The organism is Devosia ginsengisoli (assembly GCF_007859655.1).
Lineage (GTDB): Bacteria > Pseudomonadota > Alphaproteobacteria > Rhizobiales > Devosiaceae > Devosia > Devosia ginsengisoli.
The window spans coordinates 877,769-898,840 of sequence record NZ_CP042304.1; the positions used below are offsets into that span (position 1 = coordinate 877,769).

The 21,072-nt window shown below is 63.2% G+C and carries 22 protein-coding genes and 2 tRNA genes; 10 read left to right on the forward strand and 14 right to left on the reverse strand.

Annotated features, from left to right (window positions below; genetic code table 11):
* Positions 1–16: 16 nt before the first annotated feature.
* On the forward strand, positions 17–1,072 hold the full coding sequence (locus FPZ08_RS04290) for a sugar phosphate isomerase/epimerase family protein (protein WP_146288839.1): 1,056 nt from the start codon (positions 17–19) through the stop codon (positions 1,070–1,072).
* Between the two features lie 134 nt (positions 1,073–1,206).
* Positions 1,207–2,358, forward strand: a complete 1,152-nt coding sequence (locus FPZ08_RS04295) for a Gfo/Idh/MocA family protein (RefSeq protein ID WP_146288840.1) — start codon at positions 1,207–1,209, stop codon at positions 2,356–2,358.
* 66 nt (positions 2,359–2,424) lie between these two features.
* Here FPZ08_RS04295 and FPZ08_RS04300 read toward each other — a convergent pair whose 3' ends face one another.
* The 4 genes from FPZ08_RS04300 to FPZ08_RS04315 form a co-directional block, all read right to left on the reverse strand.
* The gene (locus FPZ08_RS04300) at positions 2,425–3,291 is read right to left on the reverse strand and encodes a TraB/GumN family protein (protein ID WP_146288841.1); all 867 of its coding nucleotides are present in this window, start codon (positions 3,289–3,291) and stop codon (positions 2,425–2,427) included.
* Positions 3,292–3,343: 52 nt separating this feature from the next.
* Positions 3,344–4,087 (reverse strand): sulfite exporter TauE/SafE family protein, encoded by a 744-nt coding sequence (locus FPZ08_RS04305; RefSeq protein ID WP_146288842.1) that lies wholly within the window; start codon positions 4,085–4,087, stop codon positions 3,344–3,346.
* Positions 4,088–4,156: 69 nt separating this feature from the next.
* Positions 4,157–4,462 (reverse strand): ETC complex I subunit, encoded by a 306-nt coding sequence (locus FPZ08_RS04310; RefSeq protein ID WP_146288843.1) that lies wholly within the window; start codon positions 4,460–4,462, stop codon positions 4,157–4,159.
* 29 nt (positions 4,463–4,491) lie between these two features.
* Positions 4,492–4,568: transfer RNA gene (locus tag FPZ08_RS04315), tRNA-Pro, on the reverse strand.
* 103 nt (positions 4,569–4,671) lie between these two features.
* Between FPZ08_RS04315 and FPZ08_RS04320 the strand changes: the two genes are divergently transcribed.
* On the forward strand, positions 4,672–5,409 hold the full coding sequence (locus FPZ08_RS04320; protein ID WP_146288844.1) for a phosphatase PAP2 family protein: 738 nt from the start codon (positions 4,672–4,674) through the stop codon (positions 5,407–5,409).
* Here FPZ08_RS04320 and metC read toward each other — a convergent pair.
* On the reverse strand, positions 5,391–6,578 hold the full coding sequence (metC, locus tag FPZ08_RS04325; protein ID WP_146288845.1) for a cystathionine beta-lyase: 1,188 nt from the start codon (positions 6,576–6,578) through the stop codon (positions 5,391–5,393). The two genes, FPZ08_RS04320 and metC, sit on opposite strands and share 19 nt — an antisense overlap.
* Positions 6,579–6,800: 222 nt before the next feature.
* Between metC and FPZ08_RS04330 the strand changes: the two genes are divergently transcribed.
* The 5 genes from FPZ08_RS04330 to FPZ08_RS04350 all read left to right on the forward strand — a co-directional run bounded on the left by FPZ08_RS04330 (position 6,801) and on the right by FPZ08_RS04350 (position 12,202).
* The gene (locus tag FPZ08_RS04330) at positions 6,801–7,817 is read left to right on the forward strand and encodes an amino acid ABC transporter substrate-binding protein (protein WP_056229623.1); all 1,017 of its coding nucleotides are present in this window, start codon (positions 6,801–6,803) and stop codon (positions 7,815–7,817) included.
* Between the two features lie 111 nt (positions 7,818–7,928).
* Entirely contained in the window at positions 7,929–9,119 is a 1,191-nt protein-coding gene (locus FPZ08_RS04335; protein WP_146288846.1) for an amino acid ABC transporter permease, read from the forward strand.
* Positions 9,120–9,127: 8 nt separating this feature from the next.
* Positions 9,128–10,255 (forward strand): amino acid ABC transporter permease, encoded by a 1,128-nt coding sequence (locus FPZ08_RS04340; RefSeq protein ID WP_056229630.1) that lies wholly within the window; start codon positions 9,128–9,130, stop codon positions 10,253–10,255.
* Between the two features lie 4 nt (positions 10,256–10,259).
* Positions 10,260–11,060: an amino acid ABC transporter ATP-binding protein gene (locus FPZ08_RS04345; RefSeq protein ID WP_146288847.1), complete on the forward strand. Its 801-nt coding sequence runs from the start codon at positions 10,260–10,262 to the stop codon at positions 11,058–11,060.
* A gap of 110 nt (positions 11,061–11,170) precedes the next feature.
* Entirely contained in the window at positions 11,171–12,202 is a 1,032-nt protein-coding gene (locus FPZ08_RS04350) for an amino acid ABC transporter substrate-binding protein (protein WP_146288848.1), read from the forward strand.
* Between the two features lie 166 nt (positions 12,203–12,368).
* Here the strand turns inward: FPZ08_RS04350 and FPZ08_RS04355 are convergent, their stop codons facing one another.
* The 3 genes from FPZ08_RS04355 to cls are packed head-to-tail and all read right to left on the reverse strand — an operon-like array spanning position 12,369 to position 14,498.
* The gene (locus tag FPZ08_RS04355; protein WP_342780162.1) at positions 12,369–12,917 is read right to left on the reverse strand and encodes an alanyl-tRNA editing protein; all 549 of its coding nucleotides are present in this window, start codon (positions 12,915–12,917) and stop codon (positions 12,369–12,371) included.
* Complete coding sequence (locus tag FPZ08_RS22755; protein WP_342780163.1) at positions 12,917–13,084, reverse strand: hypothetical protein; 168 nt, start codon at positions 13,082–13,084, stop codon at positions 12,917–12,919. The genes FPZ08_RS04355 and FPZ08_RS22755 overlap by 1 nt, the downstream gene beginning before the upstream one ends.
* Before the next feature lie 13 nt (positions 13,085–13,097).
* Positions 13,098–14,498: a cardiolipin synthase gene (gene cls / locus FPZ08_RS04360; protein ID WP_246132801.1), complete on the reverse strand. Its 1,401-nt coding sequence runs from the start codon at positions 14,496–14,498 to the stop codon at positions 13,098–13,100.
* A 307-nt stretch (positions 14,499–14,805) separates the two neighbouring features.
* Here cls and FPZ08_RS22965 point away from each other — a divergent pair, with 307 nt between their 5' ends.
* A complete protein-coding gene (locus FPZ08_RS22965; RefSeq protein ID WP_425457570.1) occupies positions 14,806–15,498 on the forward strand; it encodes a glyoxalase superfamily protein in 693 nt (230 codons plus the stop codon).
* Positions 15,499–15,537: 39 nt separating this feature from the next.
* Here the strand turns inward: FPZ08_RS22965 and FPZ08_RS04370 are convergent, their stop codons facing one another.
* The 3 genes from FPZ08_RS04370 to FPZ08_RS04380 all read right to left on the reverse strand — a co-directional run bounded on the left by FPZ08_RS04370 (position 15,538) and on the right by FPZ08_RS04380 (position 18,526).
* Positions 15,538–16,581, reverse strand: coding sequence for a cysteine synthase A (locus FPZ08_RS04370; protein WP_146288850.1), 1,044 nt, complete (start codon positions 16,579–16,581; stop codon positions 15,538–15,540).
* A 269-nt stretch (positions 16,582–16,850) separates the two neighbouring features.
* Positions 16,851–17,309 carry an SRPBCC family protein gene (locus FPZ08_RS04375; protein ID WP_146288851.1) on the reverse strand — a complete coding sequence of 153 codons (459 nt, stop codon included), beginning with the start codon at positions 17,307–17,309 and terminating at the stop codon, positions 16,851–16,853.
* Entirely contained in the window at positions 17,306–18,526 is a 1,221-nt protein-coding gene (locus FPZ08_RS04380) for an MFS transporter (protein WP_146288852.1), read from the reverse strand. Before FPZ08_RS04380 ends, FPZ08_RS04375 begins: the two co-directional genes overlap by 4 nt.
* 127 nt (positions 18,527–18,653) lie before the next feature.
* Between FPZ08_RS04380 and FPZ08_RS21835 the strand changes: the two genes are divergently transcribed.
* Positions 18,654–18,923: a DUF2188 domain-containing protein gene (locus FPZ08_RS21835; RefSeq protein WP_186767203.1), complete on the forward strand. Its 270-nt coding sequence runs from the start codon at positions 18,654–18,656 to the stop codon at positions 18,921–18,923.
* 24 nt (positions 18,924–18,947) lie between these two features.
* Here FPZ08_RS21835 and FPZ08_RS04390 read toward each other — a convergent pair.
* The 3 genes from FPZ08_RS04390 to FPZ08_RS04400 all read right to left on the reverse strand — a co-directional run bounded on the left by FPZ08_RS04390 (position 18,948) and on the right by FPZ08_RS04400 (position 21,044).
* Positions 18,948–19,023: transfer RNA gene (locus FPZ08_RS04390), tRNA-Asn, on the reverse strand.
* A 201-nt stretch (positions 19,024–19,224) separates the two neighbouring features.
* On the reverse strand, positions 19,225–19,845 hold the full coding sequence (mobA, locus tag FPZ08_RS04395) for a molybdenum cofactor guanylyltransferase (RefSeq protein ID WP_186767204.1): 621 nt from the start codon (positions 19,843–19,845) through the stop codon (positions 19,225–19,227).
* Complete coding sequence (locus FPZ08_RS04400) at positions 19,842–21,044, reverse strand: benzoate/H(+) symporter BenE family transporter (protein ID WP_210246879.1); 1,203 nt, start codon at positions 21,042–21,044, stop codon at positions 19,842–19,844. The genes mobA and FPZ08_RS04400 overlap by 4 nt, the downstream gene beginning before the upstream one ends.
* Between the last annotated feature and the right edge of the window lie 28 nt (positions 21,045–21,072).

Here is a 21,072-nt window from a genome sequence, read left to right on the forward strand (position 1 = left end):
AACGAGGAGAAACGATATGCGCACCATCAAGGGGCCGGCTATTTTTCTGGCGCAGTTCACGGGGGATGCGGCGCCGTTCAATTCCTTCGACGCCATTTGCGGCTGGGCCGCCAATTACGGCTACAAGGGCGTGCAGATCCCGACCTGGGCCGACAGCCTGATCGATATCGAGAAGGCCGCGACATCAAAGACCTATGCCGATGAACTCAAGGGCACCGCGGCCAAACATGGTCTGGAAATCACCGAGCTGGCCAGCCACATCATCGGCCAACTGGTCGCCGTGCACCCGGTCTACGACACCCTGTCGGACGGCTTTGCCATTCCGGCGGTGCATGGCAATCCCAAGGCGCGGCAGGAATGGGCCGTGCAGCATCTCAAGCTGTGTGCCGCCGCTTCAAAAAATCTCGGCCTCAAGGCGCATGCCACCTTCTCGGGCGCGCTGGCCTGGCCCTTCCTTTATCCCTTCCCGCAGCGCCCCGCCGGCCTGGTCGAAGAAGCCTTCGACGAACTGGCCCGCCGCTGGACCCCGATCCTCGACATCTTCGACGAAAACGGCATCGACCTCTGCTACGAGATCCATCCGGGCGAGGACCTGCATGACGGCATCACCTACGAGATGTTCCTCGAGCGGGTGAACAACCATCCGCGCGCCAACCTGCTCTACGATCCCAGCCACTTCGTGCTGCAGCAGCTCGATTATCTCGACTATATCGACATCTATCACGAGCGGATCAGGATGTTCCACGTCAAGGATGCCGAGTTCAATCCGACCGGCCGCCAGGGCGTCTATTCGGGCTACCAGAGCTGGATCAACCGGGCAGGGCGCTTCCGCTCGCTCGGCGACGGCCAGGTCGATTTCGCCTCCATCTTCTCCAAGATGGCGCAATACGACTTTGCCGGCTGGGCCGTTCTGGAATGGGAATGCGCCATCAAGCACCCCGAGGACGGAGCCCGCGAAGGCGCCGAGTTCATCAAGAACCACATCATCCGCGTCACCGAAAAGGCCTTCGACGATTTCGCGGCGTCGGGCACCGATCTGGCGGCCAACCGCAGGATTCTGGGGCTTTCGTAACCCCCCACGCCCTCGTCCTTCGACAGGCTCAGGATGAGGGCTACTCGCACTTTCAGTAGACCTCATGGTGAGCCTGTCGAACCACGAGGTCGTGGCACCATCCAGCCACAGGCTGGAATATTGAGGAGGCATCAATGGCTGAAAACGGCGCAAAGCGCATTCGCCTGGGCATGGTCGGCGGCGGCACGGGAGCCTTTATCGGCTATGTCCATCGCGTCGCCTCCCGCATCGATGGCGATTACGAGCTGGTGGCCGGCGCCCTGTCGTCACGCCCCGATGTGGCAAAAGAATCCGGTCGCAATATCGGCCTGGCCGAAGACCGCATCTACACCTCCTATGAGGACATGGCCCGCGCCGAAGCCGCGCGCCCCGACGGCATCGAGGCCGTTTCCATCGTCACGCCCAACCATATGCATTACAGCCCGGCCAAGGCCTTCCTTGAAGCGGGCATTCACGTGATCTGCGACAAGCCAATCACGAGCACGCTGGAAGATGCCCGCAAGCTTGCCGCGATCAAGCCTGCCAACGGCGCCAAATTCCTGCTGACCCACAATTACACCGGCTATCCCCTGATCCGGCAGGCCCGCGAACTCGTCGCCTCCGGTGCGCTGGGCAAGATTCGCGTCATCCAGGCCGAATATCCCCAGGATTGGCTCACCGAAGCCACCACTGACGACAACAAGCAGGCCTCCTGGCGCACCGACCCGGCTCGGTCAGGCGCCGGCGGCGCCATCGGCGATATCGGCACCCACGCCTATAACCTCGCCCGCTTCGTTACGGGCTTGAAAACACAGGCAGTTTCCGCCGATCTCACCAGCTTCGTCCCCGGCCGCCAGCTCGATGACAACGTTCACATCCTGCTGCGCTTCGAAGGCGGCGCCAAGGGCATGCTCTGGGCCAGCCAGGTCGCTGTCGGCAACGAAAACGGCCTCCAGCTCCGCGTCTACGGCGACAAGGGCGGTCTCGAATGGCGCCAGGATAATCCGAACTACATGTGGTTCACCGAATTCGGCAAACCCAGGCAGCTTCTCACCCGCGGCGGTGCCATTTCCGGCAACGCCGTCTCGACCATGAATGTCCGCATTCCCTCCGGCCACCCCGAAGGGTATCTCGAAGCCTTCGCCACGCTCTACAGCCAGTTCGCTGCCATCATCCGCGGCGACGGCGCCGCCTATGAGGGCCTGCTGCCCACCATGGCCGACGGCGTCGAAGGCATGCAGTTCATCGTGGCCTCGGTGCAATCGAGCCAGAACGACGGCAAGTGGACCAGGCTCAGCGACGTCTGAGCCGCCGCAAACCCGATCTGTTCCTCCCCTGTCAGGGGGAGGCTAGGAGGGGGTACCCTCTAAAACTTATTGTATCCGTTCAACCGCATACCCGGCCTGCTCCAGCAGCTCGAGCACATTGCTGTCCCCGATCAGATGGGCCGCGCCCACCACGATCAGGTTCTCGCTGTTGTCAGCCAGCATGGTCTCGATCGGCGCGATCCAGTTGCGGTTGCGCGCATAGAGCAGCCGCTCCAGGAAACCCGCCTCATAGCCGCCCATCCCGGTGATGAACGCATCGCTCAACTGGTCCGGCGTGCCGCTCATCCAGCTGCGCAGCATCTTGTCCATCACCTTGGGCAGCGTATCGAGCTGGTCCAGCGTCGCCACCAGCATGGCGACCTGCTCCTCATCCGACGCGCCCGCCAGCACTTCCAGCTGCTCGCTGCCGGTTTCGAGGAAGCCAAGCCGCTCCTCCGGCAGGTCGGGCAGCAGCAGCAGTTCCACGCCATCAGCGGCAAAACCCTTGCCGGCCATGGCCTGCACCGTGATTGTGTTGGCAGCCAGCCACGGCTTCATCGCCTGCACCATACCCATCGGCATGTCGATATCGGCGGCCTTCGCGCGCAGTTGCGTCTCGATCGTTTCCCCCAGCACGTCGGTCAGCAGCGTGCCATCGGTATAGACGCCGCGCATATAGGCCTCGGCGCCCACCTGCGCCGCCGCCGCCGGGCGGATATCGGTCTCGAACACGATCCTGTCGGCATCGGCCAGAAGGGTGTCGAACAGCTCCGTTCGCCACGCCGTCCCCTCCGGCAGCACATGGAACGAGCCAAACAACCAGATCGCGCTGTCATCGTCGCGAACTTCCCACATGGCCGGCTGGGCCTGTGCGGGCAAAGCAAGGCCAAGCGTGGCAAAGGCAGGGAGCAGGCAGCGAGCCGATAGTTTCATGGACTGGTCCTCGATGTCGTCCTGTCCAAGATAGGGCGTATGGCGTTAAAGGCTAGAGCCAGGCGGCAACACTGCCCCAGACCAGCGTCACTCCCGATACCAGCAGCAATAGCAGAATCAGGCGGCGGAAGGTCTGCATGGCCAGCCGCCGGAACAGCAACACGCCCAGCACCGCCGGAATAGCGAGCGCCGGCGCGATCCAGGCAAACATCACCAGCGCTTCGCTGGTAATGCCGCCTGACAGGGCATAGGCGCTGAGCGTGATGATATGCATGGCGATATTGAACGCCTGCAGCACGCCGCGCTGCGTATCCTTGTCCCAGCCCCGCAAAGCGGTCCATAGCGCCGGCACTGGCCCCGAAATCCCGGCCAGTCCGCCCAGTATGCCGCCGGCAAACCCGGCTGTGCCATCGGCTATCCGCCCACCATGCCGCCAGGCATAATCCGCCGGCAGCAGCAGCATGACCGGGCAATAGAGCAGCAGGAACACGCCCAGCGCGAATTTGAACAGTGTGGGATCGACCCACTGCAGCAGCATCACACCGAATGGCACGCCGATCAGCCCGCCGATGACAAGCGGCAGCAGGCGCCTGACATCAAATCCGCGCCACACCCAGGGCAGGGCCACCAATTGGCCGATGAGGGAGCCGAAGACCGCCATTGGGGCCGCCAGTTGCGGGTCGATGGCCCAGGCCCAGATCGACAGGGCCACCAGCGAAAAGGCGAAGCCGGATACGCCTTGGGCGAACCCCGCTGCGACGGCTCCAACCAGCACGATCAACAGCACGCTATCCATGCGGTCTCCCGAAAACAAAAGCGCCACAATCACTTGTGGCGCGTTGCATCATTCCTGTTGCCGGGACCTCTAATGCGTCCAGGGCGTCTTGCGATCGGCGCGGAAATTGTCGGGATAGCTCTGCCGCTTGGGCGTGGCGTCATGCGCCGGCTGCACCGAATAGGCGATGCCGCTCTTCTGCGCATAGGCTTCCGCCTCTTCCTGCGATTCGAAGCTGAGCCGCACCTGCTGACGCGTGTCGCCCGAGCTCGTATAGCCCATCAGCGGATCGATTTCGCGCGGGCTGGCCGGTTCGTAAACCAGCACCCAATGCCTGGATTTCCCTTTTCCCGACTGCATGGCGTTAGGGGCCGGGCGGTAGATACGGGCGGTCATGCAAGGTCCTCAACACGATGCAGGTGCGATGGTCGGAGTACAAAGATTCGAACTTTGGACCCCCGGTTCCCAAAACCGGTGCTCTACCAGGCTGAGCTACACTCCGAGATCGCTCATTCCGTTACCGTGTTCGGTTGCAAAGGGCAAGCAGCCGATGCGGCCCTTCGCACTATTGACGGGCAGGGGGCATCACCCGCAAAACCATCGGCATGACCGATCTCACCAAGCCTTGGCCCCTGGGCCTCGATAGTCGCCGCTGGCCGTGGTTCTGTCTGGGCGTCGTGCTCGGCGTTGCCCTGCTGTCGCAGATCGATATCTGGGCTTCGCGCGGCGCCATCGGCTGGCCCGACCAGTGGCGTGCGCCGTTTTTCTTCATCACCGATTACGGCCTGTCGGATTGGGTGCTCATCCCCTCGCTGGCCGTCTTCATTCTCGCGCTGCCCGCTGCATTGCTGCTGAAACATCTGGCGCGCCTCGTCGCCATCGAAATCACGCTGCTGTCGGGCTTCATCTTCCTCGGCGTCGGCGTGCCGGGTCTCATCGCCAACCTGCTCAAGCGCCTGATCGGTCGTAGCCGCCCCAGCGAATTCGAGATTTCCGGCGCCTTCTCGTTCCAGCATCTCTTCAATGGCTGGCAGTTCCAGAGCTTCCCGTCCGGCCATACCACCACGGCCATTGCCCTGGCTTTCACCATCGGCTTCCTCTGGCCGCGCCTGTTTCCGCTGTTCTTCGTCGTCGGCGCCGTGGTCGGCATTTCGCGCGTGCCGGTGGGCATGCACTATCCCACCGACGTTTTCGCCGGGCTCATCGTCGGCATGCTCGGCGCCTATCTGGTACGCAATGTCTTCGCCCGCCGCGGCTGGCTGTTCACCAGGCACCCCGATGGCCGCATCACCCGCCGGCCTTTCGTCGCCATCAGGCGCTCCGTTCAGCGCGCCTTTGCATAGCGGTCGATCGCGGCCTTGAGGTCCGCCTTGAGGTCCTCGACGCCCTCCAGCCCCACATGCAGGCGGAACAGGTTCCCCTCGGCGGTCCAGGGCTTGGCCGTCCGGTTCTTGCCCAGCTTCACCGGGGTGCACAGGCTTTCAAAGCCGCCCCACGAATAGCCCATCGTGAACAGTTCCAGCCCATCCACAAACGCCGCCACCGAAGCGCGCGGGGCAGGGGCCAGCAACACGCTGAACAGGCTCCCCGACCCGGTAAAGTCACGCTGCCACAGGGCATGGTCCGGATGGGCCGGCAGAGCCGGATGCAGCACCTGCATCACTTCGTCCTGCCCTTCGAGCCAGCCCGCAATGTCCAGCGCCCGCTCCTGATGCTCCTTCATGCGGATTGCCAGCGTGCGCAACCCGCGCGCCACGAGGAATGCATCATCCCCCGAGGTGAAAAAGCCGAGCTGCGCCCGTGTGCGCTCCACATCGGCCCAGGCCGCCTCGGTGGTCGAGATCGTGCCGGCAAAGGCGTCGGAATGGCCTACGAACATCTTGGTGCCGGCATGCACGACGAGATCGGCCCCCAGCGCCAGCGGCTGGTGGTAAAGGGGGCTGGCCCAGCTGTTGTCGACGATGAGTCGGGCACCCCCGTCATGCGCGGCCTTGGCCAGCGCCGGAACGTCCTGCACTTCGAAAGTCAGCGAGCCGGGGCTTTCGGCTAGCACGGCGCGCGTATTGGGCTGCATCAACGCTGCCAGTCCCGACCCGATGCGCGGATCGTAAAACCGGGTCGTCACCCCCATCCGCGCCAGAAAACCATCGCAGAAGACCCGGCCCGGCTCATAGGCGCTGTCGCTGACCAGGACGTCGTCGCCCGCCTTGACGCAGCTCAGTAGCGCAATGGTGATCGCCGCCAGCCCCGATGGCACCAGCCTTGTGCGATACGCCCCCTCCAGCTCTGTAACGATGGCCTCGACGCCTTCGGTGGTGGGATTGCCGGCCCTGCCATAGAGATAGCGCTGCTGCTGCGCCTCGATATCGGCGAGCGTTTTGAACAATACGGTGGAGCCCCGATAAACCGGGGTATTGACAAAGCCGAACTGCTCGCTGGGTTCGCGCCCCCCATGAGTCAGCACTGTCTCTACTGACGCACCGGAAATGCTGCCATTTTTCTTGTCATTCATTGTAGGCTCACTGCTCAAAATCAGATCATTTCGCGATACGTGGCTAATTAAGCGACAGCTTTGCTGTCCCAAGCCGCCATCAGCCCTTGACGCAACACGCAATAGACGCTTGCATGCTTAACAGCATCACAACCGCCATTCAAAGGCGGTGGTGCAACCCGGAGACGCTGACGCAAATCTGATGAACTCCGGGACAGGGTCAGGAAACAAAAAGGCAATACAATGCAAAAAACGCTCGCAACGATCGCTCTGGCGGCCTCTCTCGGCCTCGTAGCGACGACGGCACAGGCGGCCATTCTCGATGACGTGAAAGCCAAGGGCTATCTTCAATGCGGTGTGACGGGCGGCGTCGCCGGCTTCTCCGCACCGGATTCGAACAACGTCTGGACCGGGCTCGAAGTCGATTTCTGCCGGGCCATGGCCGCTGCCATCTTCAATGATGCCGATGCCGTCCGCTACACCTCGCTGACCAGCCAGGAACGCTTCACCGCGCTGTCGGCCGGTGAAATCGACGTGCTGTCGCGCACCACCACCTGGACGATGAGCCGCGATACCCAGCTCGGCATCAGCTTTGTCGGTACCATGTATTATGACGGCCAGGGCTTCATGGTTCGCAAGGCCGATGGCATTGCTTCCGCTCTCGACCTCAGCGGCGCCGCCATCTGCATCGAATCGGGCACCACCACCGAGCTGAACGCGGCCGACTATTTCGCCGCCAACGGCATGGAATTCAACACCGTGGTGTTCGTCGACCAGGACGAAGTGGTGAAGGCCTATGAAGACGGCCGCTGCGACGTGTACACGACGGACTCCTCGGCCCTGGCTGCCGAACGTTCCAAGTTCGCCAACCCGGCTGACCACATCATCCTGCCGGAAATCATCTCCAAGGAGCCCCTCGGCCCCGTGGTCCGCGCCGGTGACACCACCTGGTTCAACATTGCCCGCTGGACCTATTTCGCCCTGCTCGAAGCCGAGGAGCTCGGCGTTTCGCAGGCCAATGTCGATGAGATGCTTGGCTCGGACAACCCGGCCGTCAAGCGCCTGCTCGGCGTTGAAGGTGACTTCGGCACCCCGCTCGGCCTGACCAAGGACTGGGCCTACCAGATCGTCAAGCTGGTCGGTAACTACGCCGAGTCCTTCGAGCGCAACGTTGGTCCCTCCACCCCGATCGGGCTGGAGCGCGGCCTGAACGCGCTGTGGAAAGATGGTGGCATCCAGTACGCCGCGCCGATCCGCTAAAACTGAACAAGCCCGGCGCTCCCTTGTGGGGCGCCGGATGCTTTTGTTCCGTCGTCCACCCTCGCGGGGTGGCGCGTGGAACGGCCGTCATGGCCTGGGGACACCTATCACATGACCACACTTGATACGGGGCCCGCTGCGGCCCCCAGGGTTTCGTTTTTCAACGATCCGGTAATCCGCGGCATCATCTACCAGGTCGTCGTTGCCGGCCTGCTGATTGCCTTCATCGTCTGGATCGTCGGCAACACCGCTGCCAACCTGGCTGCGCAGAACAAGACGACCGGTTTCGATTTCCTCTGGAAGACGGCCGGCTTCGACATCAGCTTCGCGCTGTTCCCCTGGTCGCGCGCCTCCTTCTATTGGGAAGCCTTCCTGGTCGGCATCACCAACACGCTGCTGGTCGCCTTTGTCGGCATCATCTTTGCCACCATGCTGGGCTTCACCATCGGCATTGCGCGCCTTTCCAGCAATTTCATCGTGTCGCGCCTGGCCACGGTCTATGTCGAGACCATCCGCAACATTCCGCTGCTGCTGCAGCTGTTCTTCTGGTATTTCGCCGTGCTCAAGGCGATGCCCTCGGTGCGCGAGTCGATCCTTCTGCCCTTCGATTCCTTCATCAACCAGCGTGGTATCTTCGTGCCGCGCCCCATGCCCGACGAGCAGTTCGGCTTCGTCTGGATCGGGGTGGCTCTGGCCATATTGGCCATCATCGCGCTGCGGTTCTGGGCAAAAAAGCGCCTCGAAACCACCGGCCGGCGCTTCCCGGTATTCCTGTCCTCGGTTGCCCTGCTGATCGTCCTGCCGGGCCTCGTCTGGTTTGCCAGCGGCGCCAGCGTCGCTTTCGAGCCGCCGGTGCTGGAGCGCTTCAACTTCAAGGGCGGCATCCAACTGCCCCCCGAATTCGTCGCCCTGCTGTTCGGCCTCTCCATCTATACGGCGTCCTTCATTGCCGAAACGGTTCGTGCCGGCATTCAGGCCGTCAACAAGGGGCAGACCGAGGCGGCCCAGTCGCTCGGCCTCAAGGAGGGTGACCGGCTGCGCCTGGTCATCGTGCCCCAGGCCATGCGGGTCATCATCCCGCCACTGACCAGCCAGTATCTCAACCTCACGAAGAACTCCTCGCTCGGCGCCGCTATCGGCTATCCCGAGCTGGTCAACGTCTTCGCGGGGACGGCCCTGAACCAGACCGGCCGCGCCATCGAATGTATTGCGCTGACCATGCTGGTCTATCTCATCTTCTCTCTCCTGACCTCGGTGATCATGAACTGGTACAATGCCCGCGTCAGCCTGGTGGAAAGGTAGGAGCCGCCATGACCGACCTTGCATTCGTCCGCTCCGATCTGGTTGATGCCAAGCCGCCACCGCACCGCACCAGCGGCGCGTGGGCCTGGGCACAGAAGAACCTGTTCGCCACCCCGCTCGACACGCTTCTTACGGTGCTGGGCATCCTCTTCCTGCTCTGGGTAGTGCCACCGATCTACAATTTCTTCATCGGTCACGCCGTTGGTCCCAACGGCACCGTCGAAGAATGCCGCATGGAAACAGCCGGCGCCTGCTGGGCCTATATCAGCAGCGAGATGGAGTTCTTCATCTACGGCTTCTACGACATCCCCGAACACTGGCGTCCCAATATCGTCTTCGCCCTGGGCGCGCTGCTGTTCATTCCGCTGTTGATGCCCAAAGTGCCGTTCAAGCGCACCAATGCGGTGCTCTTCCTCTTCGTCTACCCCATCGTCAGCTATTACCTGCTGGCTGGCGGCGTCTTCGGCCTCAAGCCGATGCCGACCGAAAAGTGGGGCGGCCTGCTGGTCACCCTGATCATTTCGGTGGTGGGCATCACTTTGTCCTTCCCCATCGGCATCGTCCTGGCGCTCGGGCGCCAGTCCAAGATGCCTGTCATCAAGACGTTGTGTATCGGCTTCATCGAGCTGGTGCGCGCCGTGCCGTTGATCAGCGTGCTGTTCATGGCCTCGATCATGCTGCCGCTGTTCATGCCCCAGGGCATGACCATCGACAAATTGCTGCGTGCTCTGGTGGGCGTCACCCTCTTCACCTCTGCCTATATGGCCGAAGTGGTGCGCGGTGGCCTCCAGGCCATTCCACGCGGGCAATATGAAGCCGGTGCCTCGCTTGGCCTGGGCTACTGGCAGAGGATGTATTTCATCATCCTGCCCCAGGCGCTCAAGCACGTGATCCCCGGCATCGTGAACAGCTTCATCGCGCTCTTCAAGGATACGTCGCTTGTCTACATCGTAGGCATGAAAGACCTGCTCGAAGCGGTGAAGACCAAGAACGACACCGCGCTCGAATGGCAGTCCGCCAATACGGCCACCACCGGCTATCTGTTTGCCGCCATGGTGTTCTGGGTCTTCTGCTTCGGCATGTCGCGCTATTCCATCTTCATGGAGCGCCGTCTCAATACTGGCTACAAGAGGTAGTTCAATGTCTCAGGTTTCCGAAACTACCGTGGATCGCCCGGTCGACACATCTCACATGCAGGTGTCCTCGACCAATGTGGCCATCGAGGTCATCGGCATGCACAAATGGTATGCCGACTTCCATGTGCTGCGTGACATCAACCTCAAGGTGATGGAGGGCGAGCGTATCGTCATCGCCGGGCCCTCGGGCTCCGGCAAGTCGACGCTCATCCGCTGCATCAACCGGCTGGAGGAGCATCAGGAAGGCCAGATCATCGTCAACGGGACGGAACTCACTGCCGACCTCAAGCGCATCGACGAGGTGCGCCGCGAAGTGGGCATGGTGTTCCAGCACTTCAACCTGTTTCCCCATCTCACCATTCTGCAGAACCTGACTTTGGCCCCCATCTGGGTGCGCGGCATTCCCAAGGCCGAGGCCGAGGATACGGCGATGCATTATCTTGAGCGGGTCAAGATTCCCGAACAGGCCCTGAAGTTCCCGGGCCAGCTCTCGGGTGGCCAGCAGCAGCGCGTGGCCATCGCCCGCTCGCTCTGCATGCAGCCGCGCATCATGCTGTTCGATGAGCCGACGTCCGCCCTCGACCCCGAAATGGTCAAGGAAGTGCTCGAAGTGATGATCTCGCTGGCTGAAGACGGCATGACCATGATCTGCGTGACCCACGAAATGGGCTTTGCCCGCCAGGTGGCCAATCGCGTCATCTTCATGGATCAGGGCCAGATTATCGAGCAGAACGAGCCCGAGGCCTTCTTCTCGAACCCGCAGCACGAACGCACCAAGCTCTTCCTCAGCCAGATCCTTCACTGAGGCCCAATCCCGGATTGCCCGTGCATAATGCACAGGGCAATCCGTTGCCCGGCTTGACCGCATCCCTCCGCCTGCCAATATGTTGGTGAAAGGCAAGGAAAGCCGCCGGTTTGACCAGATTTTTCAAGCGATTGCTGTCTTTGGCGGCGGGCTTTGCCTGCCTGCTGACGCTCGCCATCGCCCCGGCAAGCGCGCAAACCTTGGACCTGGTGCGCGAGCGCGGCTTTCTCATCTGCGGCGCCACCAATGCCTTGCCCGGCTTTGCCCAGCAGGATGCGCAGGGCCGCTGGTCGGGCTTTGACGTCGATCTCTGCCGCGGCATTGCCGCTGCCATTTTCGGCGATCCGGAAAAGATCGAGTTCCGCGCTTTGCGAGGCGAAACCCGCTTCGCGCCGCTGCAGACCGGCAGGGTGGACGTGCTGACCCGCAACGGCCCCTGGACCGAGCGCCGTGATACCCTCTATGGCGCCGCCTATGTCGGCACCGCCTTCTTCGATGGACAGGCTTTCCTCGTCCCGCAATCGCTCGGCGCCGTCTCGGCTTTCGAGCTCGACGATGTCAGCGTCTGCGTCATCGATGGTGGCGAGGAACTGGAGCGTATCCAGGAATTCTTCTTCGCCAACCAGGCCAGCTATACCGAAGTGCCCTACGAAGATGTCGCCGACCTGGCCGTCGCCTACCAGGCCGGCCTCTGCCAGGCCGTATCAGCGTCCGGCCGCCAGCTCCAGGCCATCCGCCGCGCGCTGCCCGATCCTTCCGCCCATCGCATCCTGCCCGAGCGCATCTCCAAGGAACTGCTTGGCCCGGTGGTTCGCGAGGGCGATCCGCAATGGTTCAACATCGTCCGGTGGACGCTCTACACCCTGATCAATGCCGAGGAAGTTGGCATCACCCAGGCCAATGTCGATTCCCTGCTCGCCGCCCGCACCCCCGCCGTGCGCCGCATCCTCGGCGTGGAGGGTGATTTCGGCACCCCGCTCGGCCTCGCCCCGTCCTTCATGGCCAATGTGCTGCGAGCCGTCGGCAATTACGGCGAACTCTACGACCGCCATTTCGGCCCCCAGACCGGCGCCGCCCTGCTGCGCGGCCAGAACGGCCTCTGGACCAATGGCGGCCAACTCTACGCCCCGCCGGTGCGCTAGCCGCAGGGAAACGGGTAGGACCGGTTCACCCAACGGCCGTCACCCTCGGGCTTGACCAGAGGGCACTTCACTTATCGAACGCTCCGCAAGCACAGGGCCCTCGGGTCAAGCCCGAGGGTGACCATCCGGGGTGAAGAACGGGCGGTGTTCCAATAATCGGCGGAATCTACTCCGCAAAAACCACGCTTACCCGCCGGTTCTGCTTGCCCTTTTTCTCGATCTTCCCCAAGGCAAGCTTGCCGATTTCCTGCGTATTTCTCACATGCGTCCCGCCACAGGGCTGCAGGTCCACGTCCCCGATGCGGATCAGCCGCACGCGCCCCTGGCCCATGGGCGGCTTCACATTCATCGTCTTGATCAGGTTAGGATTGGCAGCCATTTCCGCATCGGTGATCCATTCCTGCGTCACCGCGTGATTGCCTTCGACTAATTCATTGAGCGCCGCCTCCAGCGCCGGCAGGTCCTCGGGCACCTCCGGCATGTCGAAATCCAGCCGCCCCTTGTCCTCGCCCACGGAGCCACCGGTCACCGCAAACGGAAATACCACCGACAGCAAATGCAGCGCCGTATGCATCCGCATCAGCCGATAGCGCCGCTCCCAGCCGATAGCGGCCGTCACCGCTTCACCCACGGCCACCGTGCCTTGCCCTTCCGCCGGCACATGCACGATCCGCGTCTTGTCGCCTTCCGGATGCACCGCGGTGGCAATTGCCATCACCGACCCATCCGCTTGAGTGATCGTCCCGGCATCCCCGGCTGCCCGCCCGAAGCGGCATAGAACACCGTCCGGTCGAGCACGATGCCGCCATCCTCCGTCACAGCGACCACCTTGGTCGGGGTCGATTGCAGATAGCTGTCGCCGCGAAACAGGAATTCGGTCATGGCAGGAAAAATCTCAGAGCAGGGGGGAGAGCAGCTTGGCGGCCTGGGTCAGGAAACGCATCCACATCGAGCGCCCCCGGACCTCGTTCAGGTCGACCTGCCGGCAGAGCTTGAAATCCTCCGCCAGCATGGCCTCGACATTATCGATCGTATGCTGGTCGGCAAACCACAGCGTGATCTCGAAATTGATGGCAAAGGACCGGTTGTCGAAATTGACGCTGCCGATGGAGGCGATCTGGTCGTCCATCAGCACCACCTTCTGGTGCAGGAACCCGTCCTGATAGCGATAGATCGACACCCCATGCTCGATCATCGCATCGGCATGCGCAATGCTGGCCAGCCACACCAGCTTGTGGTCTGGCTCATTGGGCAGCATCACCCGCACATCGACGCCCCGCAGCTTCGCCGCATACAGCGCCGTGCGGATATCGGTATCCGGCACGAAATAGGGGCTGACGATCCACACCCGCTCCCGCGCCCGACCGATAATATCGGTAAAGGCAATGGCGCATTCTTCCAGCTTGTCCGCCGGCCCGCTCCCCATCACCAGCACGGACTGGTCGCCCGGCGTAGCTACCGTCTCGGGCGGCGTAGCCGGCAACACTTCCCCGGTCGCCCATTCCCAATCCTCGCGGAACAGCAGCGCGCAGCCCAAAGCCGCCGGTCCTGAAACCCGCACATGCGTGTCGCGCCAGCGCCCGAAGCGCGGGTCGTCGCCGAGATATTCCACGCCCACATTATGCCCGCCCACCCAGGCATGCTCGCCATCCACCACCACGATCTTGCGATGGTTGCGATAGTTGATCCGGGTCGGCCCGTAGAAACGCAGGAATTTGTGCCGCTGGTTGAACCCAGCCACCTTGATCCCCGCCTTGCGCAATTCGGCGCGATAGCGCTTGGGCATGCCAGTGCTGCCGATATCGTCATAAAGCAGGAAGACCTTCACCCCGGCATTGGCCCGCTCGATCAGCCGCTCCGCCAGCTCCTGGCCCAGCGCATCGTCCCGCACGATGTAGAACTGCACCAGCAGGTAGTCCTTCGCCTTCTCGATGCCGGCAAAGATCGAGTCGAACGTCGCTCGTCCATCCACCAGCAATTCCACGTCATTGCCGTTGAGAAACGGCACTTCCGACACCTTCACCTGCACCGGCCACTTATGGCTGGTTTCCCGGTCGATCAGCGCCAGGTCCTTGGCCCGCAGCGGGCGCGCGGCGCGGCCATTGCGAATGCGGTCGGTGGCATAATCGTCAAACGCCTTCCAGCCGAACAGCAGGTAGAGAAAAACCGTGGGCAGCGGCAGCAGCGCCAGCGCCAGGATCCACGCAATGGACCCCTGCGACGTCCGCGAATTCATGATCTCGCGCACCGCGCACACAAAGGCCAGCACATAAACCGCAGCCATGATCGCGGCCACGACATGAAACTCTGCCAGAAGCGTAGCCAGAAAATACTCGATACCGATCAAAGCACCGCCCCGGAGTCGTGAGGGCGCCACTCTATCAGCGTGGCATGATTGAACAATGCCGGCCGTTGACAACATCATCGCGCGGCGTAGTCTCACTTTGTGCCTGTGCAGCCGGCCGCTCGCGCCCCCGACAGGGGAGGGTGAATGCACGATAGTCCTGCTGGTTTGATCCCGATGTCAGGGCAAGCCGTCAGTAATGCGAGCGCTGACTTCGACGTCCTTGCCCATGTGAGAGGTTCAAACCATGCACAACTTCATGGACGCAAAACTCATGGCCAAGCTCCTGCGGCAGGGGCTGGCCGACCGCCAGATAGACCTCAGCCACAGCGAATGCCTCGAACTGGTCGCGCGCCAGTTCGGTGTCGCCAACTGGAACATCCTGAGCGCCCGGATCGAGGCAGAGGATAAAGAGCCGGCTCCGCTGCCCGCCGGTTGGTTCCTCAGCGGCAAGAGCCCTGCATTCTATCATGCTGGGCTGGACCCCGACCGACCGGGAACTGTTCTCATCATGCATCGCGACGAGCTTGCCGGGCAGATCCGCGGCGACGACTTCTGCACCGTCATGCAGAGCGCCGATGCGACCTCATTCCGCGGCAAACGCCTGCGGTTGTCCGGCGACCTGCGGACCGACGAAGTTTCGACGGGAGCAACGCTTTGGTTCCGCGTCGACGGGCCCAAGGGCACCATCCAGTTCGACAATCTGGAGTTCCGCACCCAGGACGGGCCGCTCAAGGGCAACTGCGACTGGACCGAACGCAGTGTCGTATTCGACATTCCCGCTGAGGCAACAAGTCTGCACTACGGCTTCTACCTCAAGGGTCTCGGCAAGGTCTGGTCCCGTCGCTTCGCGCTGGACACGGTCGATGCGGCAACGCCTGTGAGTGCCAATCGGGGTGGCATTCTCCCGGGCCCGACCAATCTCGACTTCCGCCAGCCGCCCACCAACTAACGGCAAGCACCAGCGATCACCTGGCCGACTGGGTGATCGCTACTCCGCCTCGATCACACTGGAAATATCGATCGGCGTCCGCCCTTCGAGCCACCCCGGCACCGGCAGGCCCTTGCCATGCAGGAATTCCGGATTGAAGATCTTGCTGGCATAGCGGTTGCCATAGTCGCACAGCACGGTGACGATGGTCTTGCCCGGCCCCAGGTCGCGCGCCATGCGCACCGCGCCGGCGATGTTGATCGCGCTCGATCCGCCCAGGCACAGGCCCTCATGTTCGAGCAGGTCGAAAATGTAGGGCAGGGCCTCTGCGTCGGAAATCTGGTAGGGATTGTCGATCGTCAGCCCCTCCAGGTTCGCCGTGATACGCCCCTGGCCGATGCCCTCGGTAATCGAATTGCCCGAGGATTTCAGCTCCCCATTGGCGTAGAAATTGTAGAGCGCCGCGCCCTCAGGGTCGGCCAGTCCGATCTTCACATCCTTGCTGCGCGCCCGCAGCGCCTCGGCCACGCCCGCCAGCGTGCCGCCCGAGCCCACGGCGCAGATGAAGCCGTCGATACGCCCGCCCGTCTGCTGCCAGATTTCCGGCCCCGTCGTCTCCACATGCGCGCGCCTGTTGGCGACATTGTCGAATTGGTTGGCCCAGATGGCGCCGCCAGGCAGCTCCCTGTTGAGCTTTTCGGCCAGGCGTCCGGAAATCTTGATGTAATTATTGGGGTTCTTGTAGGGCTTGGCCGGAACCTCGATCAGCTCGGCGCCATACAGCCGCAGCGCGTCCTTCTTTTCCTGGCTCTGCGTCTCGGGGATCACGATCACCGACTTGAAGCCCAGCGAATTGGCCACCAGCGTCAGCCCGATGCCGGTATTGCCCGCCGTACCCTCGACAATGGTGCCGCCCGGCTTGAGCGCGCCCGATTGCACCGCATCATGGATGATGAACAGGGCCGCCCGGTCCTTCACAGACTGGCCCGGATTGAGGAATTCAGCCTTGCCCCAGATCTCGCAACCGGTGAGCTGGGACACCCGGTTGAGACGGATCAGCGGCGTGTTGCCGATGGCGGAAATCAGGTCTAGGTGCTTGGACATGGATCAATCTGGCAGGTCGATGAAAGACTTATGCTAGGTGTGAGCCCGTCCTCCGGCAAGCCTTAACCGCCTCATCCGGCAAGGCTTTTCGCCACGCTCCGGCGCCGCGCAACGTCCGTGCGCCAATGGCTCGCCCACGCAATATCATTCCTGCCTTCACCGGGTCATTCCCGCGAAAGCGGGAACCTCCGTTATGTGGACTGTCCTGCCAACCGAGGCTCCCGCTTTCGCGGGAATGACATTGGTAATGGTCCACGGGTCGCCCGGGACTATTCCATCACCTCGGCCAGATGCTCCAGCGCCGCGCTCCACGCTTCCATCGAAAAGATGCGCGATTCCGGGTCGGCATGGGCCAGCCCGCGTTCGGTCAGCGTCACGCGGGTCTGCTCGTCGCCAATGGCCTTGAAGGCGATTTCGAGCACGAAGATCAATTCTTCTGCATCATCGCCTTCGCCATCCTTGTGGACCCAGCTCATGACCAGCTTTTCGTTCTCGACGAATTGCAGGATTTCTCCGCTCACGACATGGTCTTCGGGGTCCTCGTCGTCGCCAAAGGTGGTGAATGTGTATTCGCCGCCCTCGAAGGCATCGAGTTCGGCCTCGTCGGCCTGCCATTGCTCGATCAGTGCCGGGTCGGTCCAGGCCGCGAACACGTCATCGATATGGGCGTCGATGGTCCGCGTCAGGGTGATCTGGCTTTCGCCGTCCGTTTCCATGCCATTGCTCATGCCGCCGCCTCTTTCCCATGCAGTTCCGCGTGTCGTGGCAGGAAGATGGTGAGGAAACCGAGGAACGGCAAGAAGGCGCAGAGCCCGAACACCGCCACGATGCCGATCTGGTCGGCCAGCGCCCCCAGCACGGCCGCGCCGATGGCGCCGATGCCGAAGGCAAAACCGAACACGAAGCCTGCCACCATGCCGACCTTGCCCGGCACCAGTTCCTGCGCATAGACCACGATGGCTGAAAAGGCCGAAGACAGGATCAGCCCCACCAGCACGCTCACCACCGCCGTACCGAACAGGTTCATATGCGGCAGCAGCAGCGTGAAGGGCAGGGCGCCCACGATGGAGCACCAGATCACCGTCAGCCGCCCGAACCGGTCGCCCACCGGCCCGCCGATAAAGGTGCCGGCCGCGATGGCCCCGAGGAACAGGAACAGATAAAGCTGCGCCTGCTCGGCGGTGAGCGCGAATTTCTCGATCAGGAAGAAGCTGTAATAGCTGGTGATCGAGGAAATATAGACATACTTGCTCAGCAGCAGCGCCCCGATGACCAGGAACACCATGGTCAGCCGCCGCCGCGACAGCACCTGCTGCGCCGCCTTAAGCACCGGTCTGCCCGAGCTCGCCCGCTGATGCGCCGCATACCACCGCCCCACCGCCGCCAGGATCACCAGCGCCGTGATGGCCACCAGTGCAAACCACGCCGTGCTGCTCTGCCCGCGCGGCAGCAGGAAATAGGCGGCGGCCAGCGGACCGACCGCCGTACCGACATTGCCGCCCACCTGGAACAGCGACTGCGCAAAGCCCAGCCGCCCACCCGAAGCCAGCCGCGCCACGCGCGACGCTTCCGGATGAAAAATGGCCGAGCCCACGCCGCCCACCATGGCCGCCAGGATCAGCAGGCCGAAACTGTTCGCCGTGGCGATCAGCCCCACGCCGACAAGCGCAAACACCATCGAGACGGCCAGCGCGTAGGGCATGGGATTCTTGTCGGTGTAATAGCCGACCACCGGCTGCAGCAGCGACGCCGTCATCTGCTGCGCCAGCGTGATCAGCCCGATCTGCACATAATCCAGCCCATAGGCATCCTTGAGCAGCGGATAGAGCGCCGGCAGCAGGAACTGCATCAAATCATTGAGCAGGTGCGAGGCGCTGACCGCGACGATGATGATGAGCGATGTCTGCTGCACGGCAGGTGCAGTCTTGGCCGAAACGGCGTCCATGGGAGAGAAGTCCAAAAATGGCTGGAATATGTGCAGGCACCCGTACCCCGCTCCACCGGCTCTGGCAATGGTCCCCACCCATGCAACGACAATGGCGCGCCCGCGTTTTGTCGCACGGGAGGAAATCATGAGCACCGATCATTTCGTCGTCTCGCAGCGAGACAGTGCCTGGCAATTCAGCTTCCGGGGCGATGTCACCGCGCCCTTCACCAGCCGGGGTGCCGCCATCGAGGCCGCCATCGCCGCAGCCGGCAAGGTCGAGGGCGCCGAAGTCGCGGTGGTGCTGCGCGACGGCGATCTGCGCAGCGAAACCATCTGGCGCAGCAGCCAGACCGATCTCACCGAAAGCGAGACCGAACAACTGGCAGCCGATATCGAACGCGACAGCGACGCCTGAGACTATCGGTGATTTAGGGGGAAATGGCTCCGCGAGCTGGACTCGAACCAGCGACCATTCGATTAACAGTCGAACGCTCTACCAACTGAGCTATCGCGGAACATCGATGCCTCCGTGCCGGAAGCGAGGTCCATGTACCGAACTTGTTTTGCTTTGCCAAGCCCTTTCGCCCAGATGTGCAAAAGTCGCTTCGGGTTCGCGCCGGAGTGGAGTTTACCCTCCCCCTTGAGGGGAGGGAAGCGAGATAGGACTTAGCCCGGCTAAGTCCGTTGAATCGAGCAGGGTGGGGGTATGCACCCGCCTATGCCTTTGTCGGGTGCGTGCGCTTCGCCAGCATCAGCAGATCAGCCATCGTATTCACATTGAGAAACGGATCGGCCGCGCACCGGCCGCTCCAGTCCACCCGCCGCGCACCCATCGCCGCCTGCAATCCCTTGAGACTTCGTGGTGCCGTCTCCGCCAGGATTTGCCTCGGCAGGTCCGCCAGCGCCGCGATCCGCCAGATCGCATTGGGCGGATAAAAATCCGCACCCCAGCCGGCAAACGCCGCCGGTGCATCGCCCAGGGCCTCGATCATCACCGCCGCGAAATCATCAGGCAGAAACGGCGTATCCACCGCCGCCGACATCAGCAGTCCATCGCCGATTCCCCGCGCCTCCAAAGCCGCCACCGCCGCCGCCAATCCCGCCAGCGGCCCGCCGACTGGCGCAGCCAGGTCGATTACCGCCACCGCATCATCCCGCCGTCCGCGCCCGTCATCCTCAGGCCCCACCGCAATCATCAGCGGCGGCGCCACTGGCCCCAACGCCGCGGCCACGCGGTCCACCAGCCGCCTGCCGCCGATCCGCAAATCCGCCTTGCGCACGCCGCCCAGCCGCTCGCCTCTGCCTCCCGCGATGATCACGCCATGCGGCAAGCTCACTTGCCCGTCGTCTCCGGCTCGGGGCGTATGCCGAAGCGCAGCAACAGCATCATGCCGATTCCCGCCACCAGCCCCCAGAACGGCGCGCCGACCCCGATAATGGTGATTCCCGACGCCGTGGTGATGAAGGTCAGTGCCGCCGGCAACCGCGTCTCCTCCATCACCAATGCGCCTGACAGCGCCGCCGTCAGGCTCGACAGCAGCGCCAGTCCCGCCACCGCCTGGATCAGCAGCGGCGGCGAGGCGGCGATGAAGGCTGCAGCCAGGCTCGCGGCCGGGGCCAGCAGCAGATAGACAACGCCCGCCGAAATCGGTGCCGGCCAGCGCTTGGCCTTTTCCGGATGCGCCTCCGGCCCGGCGCAGATCGCCGCCGTGATCGCCGCCAGATTGCTGCTATGCCCGCCGAAAAACGCCGTCACCGCGCTGGCCAGCCCCGTCATGACAAACAACGGCGCGGGCTTGAGCGTGTAGCCATTGGCCCGCATCACCGCCAGCCCCGGCAGGTTCTGCGACGCCATGGTCACGATATAGAGCGGCAGCCCGATCCGCACGATCGCGTCCAGCGTGAACACCGGCATGACCGGCACCGGGCTCGGCCAGCTGCCATCCAGCGCCCCCGCCGGCAGGTTCGTCGTCAGCGCCAGCACGATCCCCGTCACCACCACGGCAATCGGCACCGCATAGCGCTTGGCAAAGCGCAGCCCGATGACCCAGGCCAGCACGATCGGCAGCGCCAGCATGGGCATTTCCGCCACCGCCGTGATCGGCGCCAGGCACAGCGTGAACAGCATGCCCGCCAGCATGCCATTGGCCAGCGGCGCCGGAATGGCCCCGATCAGCCGCGCCAGCGGCTTGATCAGTCCCGTCAGCACGATCAGCCCCGCCGCCACGAGGAATGCCCCCGCCACCGCGGGAAAACCACCCACCGGCTCGCCGACTGTCAGGATGAAGGCCACGCCCGGCGTCGACCAGGCAAAACTGACAGGCAGCTTTACCCGTGCGCTGACCACGATATTGAGAATGCCGATGGCGATGCACACGCTCATCAGCCCCGAGCCCGCCTGCTGCGGCGAGGCCCCGGTCGCCGTCAGCGCCGCCAGCACCAGCGTGAACGTGCTGGCATAGCCCACAATGGCGGCCAGCGCCCCGGCCATGACAGGTTGCAGATAGTCGCGCCGGCTGCCGCCGGTTATCGTCATTTGGCTCACGCTGTGCCCTCGTCCCATG

Excerpts from the sequence above, each read along its gene's own strand:
- FPZ08_RS04380 (WP_146288852.1), bottom strand. The coding sequence starts at position 18,526 with ATGGACGCCGTTTCGGCCAAGACTGCACCTGCCGTGCAGCAGACATCG.
- metC (WP_146288845.1), bottom strand. The coding sequence starts at position 6,578 with ATGAATGACAAGAAAAATGGCAGCATTTCCGGTGCGTCAGTAGAGACA.
- FPZ08_RS04290 (WP_146288839.1), top strand. The coding sequence starts at position 17 with ATGCGCACCATCAAGGGGCCGGCTATTTTTCTGGCGCAGTTCACGGGG.
- FPZ08_RS04330 (WP_056229623.1), top strand. The coding sequence starts at position 6,801 with ATGCAAAAAACGCTCGCAACGATCGCTCTGGCGGCCTCTCTCGGCCTC.
- FPZ08_RS04335 (WP_146288846.1), top strand. The coding sequence starts at position 7,929 with ATGACCACACTTGATACGGGGCCCGCTGCGGCCCCCAGGGTTTCGTTT.
- FPZ08_RS04295 (WP_146288840.1), top strand. The coding sequence starts at position 1,207 with ATGGCTGAAAACGGCGCAAAGCGCATTCGCCTGGGCATGGTCGGCGGC.
- FPZ08_RS04305 (WP_146288842.1), bottom strand. The coding sequence starts at position 4,087 with ATGGATAGCGTGCTGTTGATCGTGCTGGTTGGAGCCGTCGCAGCGGGG.
- FPZ08_RS04300 (WP_146288841.1), bottom strand. The coding sequence starts at position 3,291 with ATGAAACTATCGGCTCGCTGCCTGCTCCCTGCCTTTGCCACGCTTGGC.
- FPZ08_RS21835 (WP_186767203.1), top strand. The coding sequence starts at position 18,654 with ATGAGCACCGATCATTTCGTCGTCTCGCAGCGAGACAGTGCCTGGCAA.
- FPZ08_RS04400 (WP_210246879.1), bottom strand. The coding sequence starts at position 21,044 with ATGACGATAACCGGCGGCAGCCGGCGCGACTATCTGCAACCTGTCATG.
- FPZ08_RS04340 (WP_056229630.1), top strand. The coding sequence starts at position 9,128 with ATGACCGACCTTGCATTCGTCCGCTCCGATCTGGTTGATGCCAAGCCG.
- FPZ08_RS04375 (WP_146288851.1), bottom strand. The coding sequence starts at position 17,309 with ATGAGCAATGGCATGGAAACGGACGGCGAAAGCCAGATCACCCTGACG.
- FPZ08_RS04355 (WP_342780162.1), bottom strand. The coding sequence starts at position 12,917 with ATGGCAATTGCCACCGCGGTGCATCCGGAAGGCGACAAGACGCGGATC.
- FPZ08_RS04310 (WP_146288843.1), bottom strand. The coding sequence starts at position 4,462 with ATGACCGCCCGTATCTACCGCCCGGCCCCTAACGCCATGCAGTCGGGA.
- FPZ08_RS04370 (WP_146288850.1), bottom strand. The coding sequence starts at position 16,581 with ATGTCCAAGCACCTAGACCTGATTTCCGCCATCGGCAACACGCCGCTG.
- FPZ08_RS04320 (WP_146288844.1), top strand. The coding sequence starts at position 4,672 with ATGACCGATCTCACCAAGCCTTGGCCCCTGGGCCTCGATAGTCGCCGC.
- FPZ08_RS22965 (WP_425457570.1), top strand. The coding sequence starts at position 14,806 with ATGGACGCAAAACTCATGGCCAAGCTCCTGCGGCAGGGGCTGGCCGAC.
- FPZ08_RS22755 (WP_342780163.1), bottom strand. The coding sequence starts at position 13,084 with ATGACCGAATTCCTGTTTCGCGGCGACAGCTATCTGCAATCGACCCCG.
- FPZ08_RS04345 (WP_146288847.1), top strand. The coding sequence starts at position 10,260 with ATGTCTCAGGTTTCCGAAACTACCGTGGATCGCCCGGTCGACACATCT.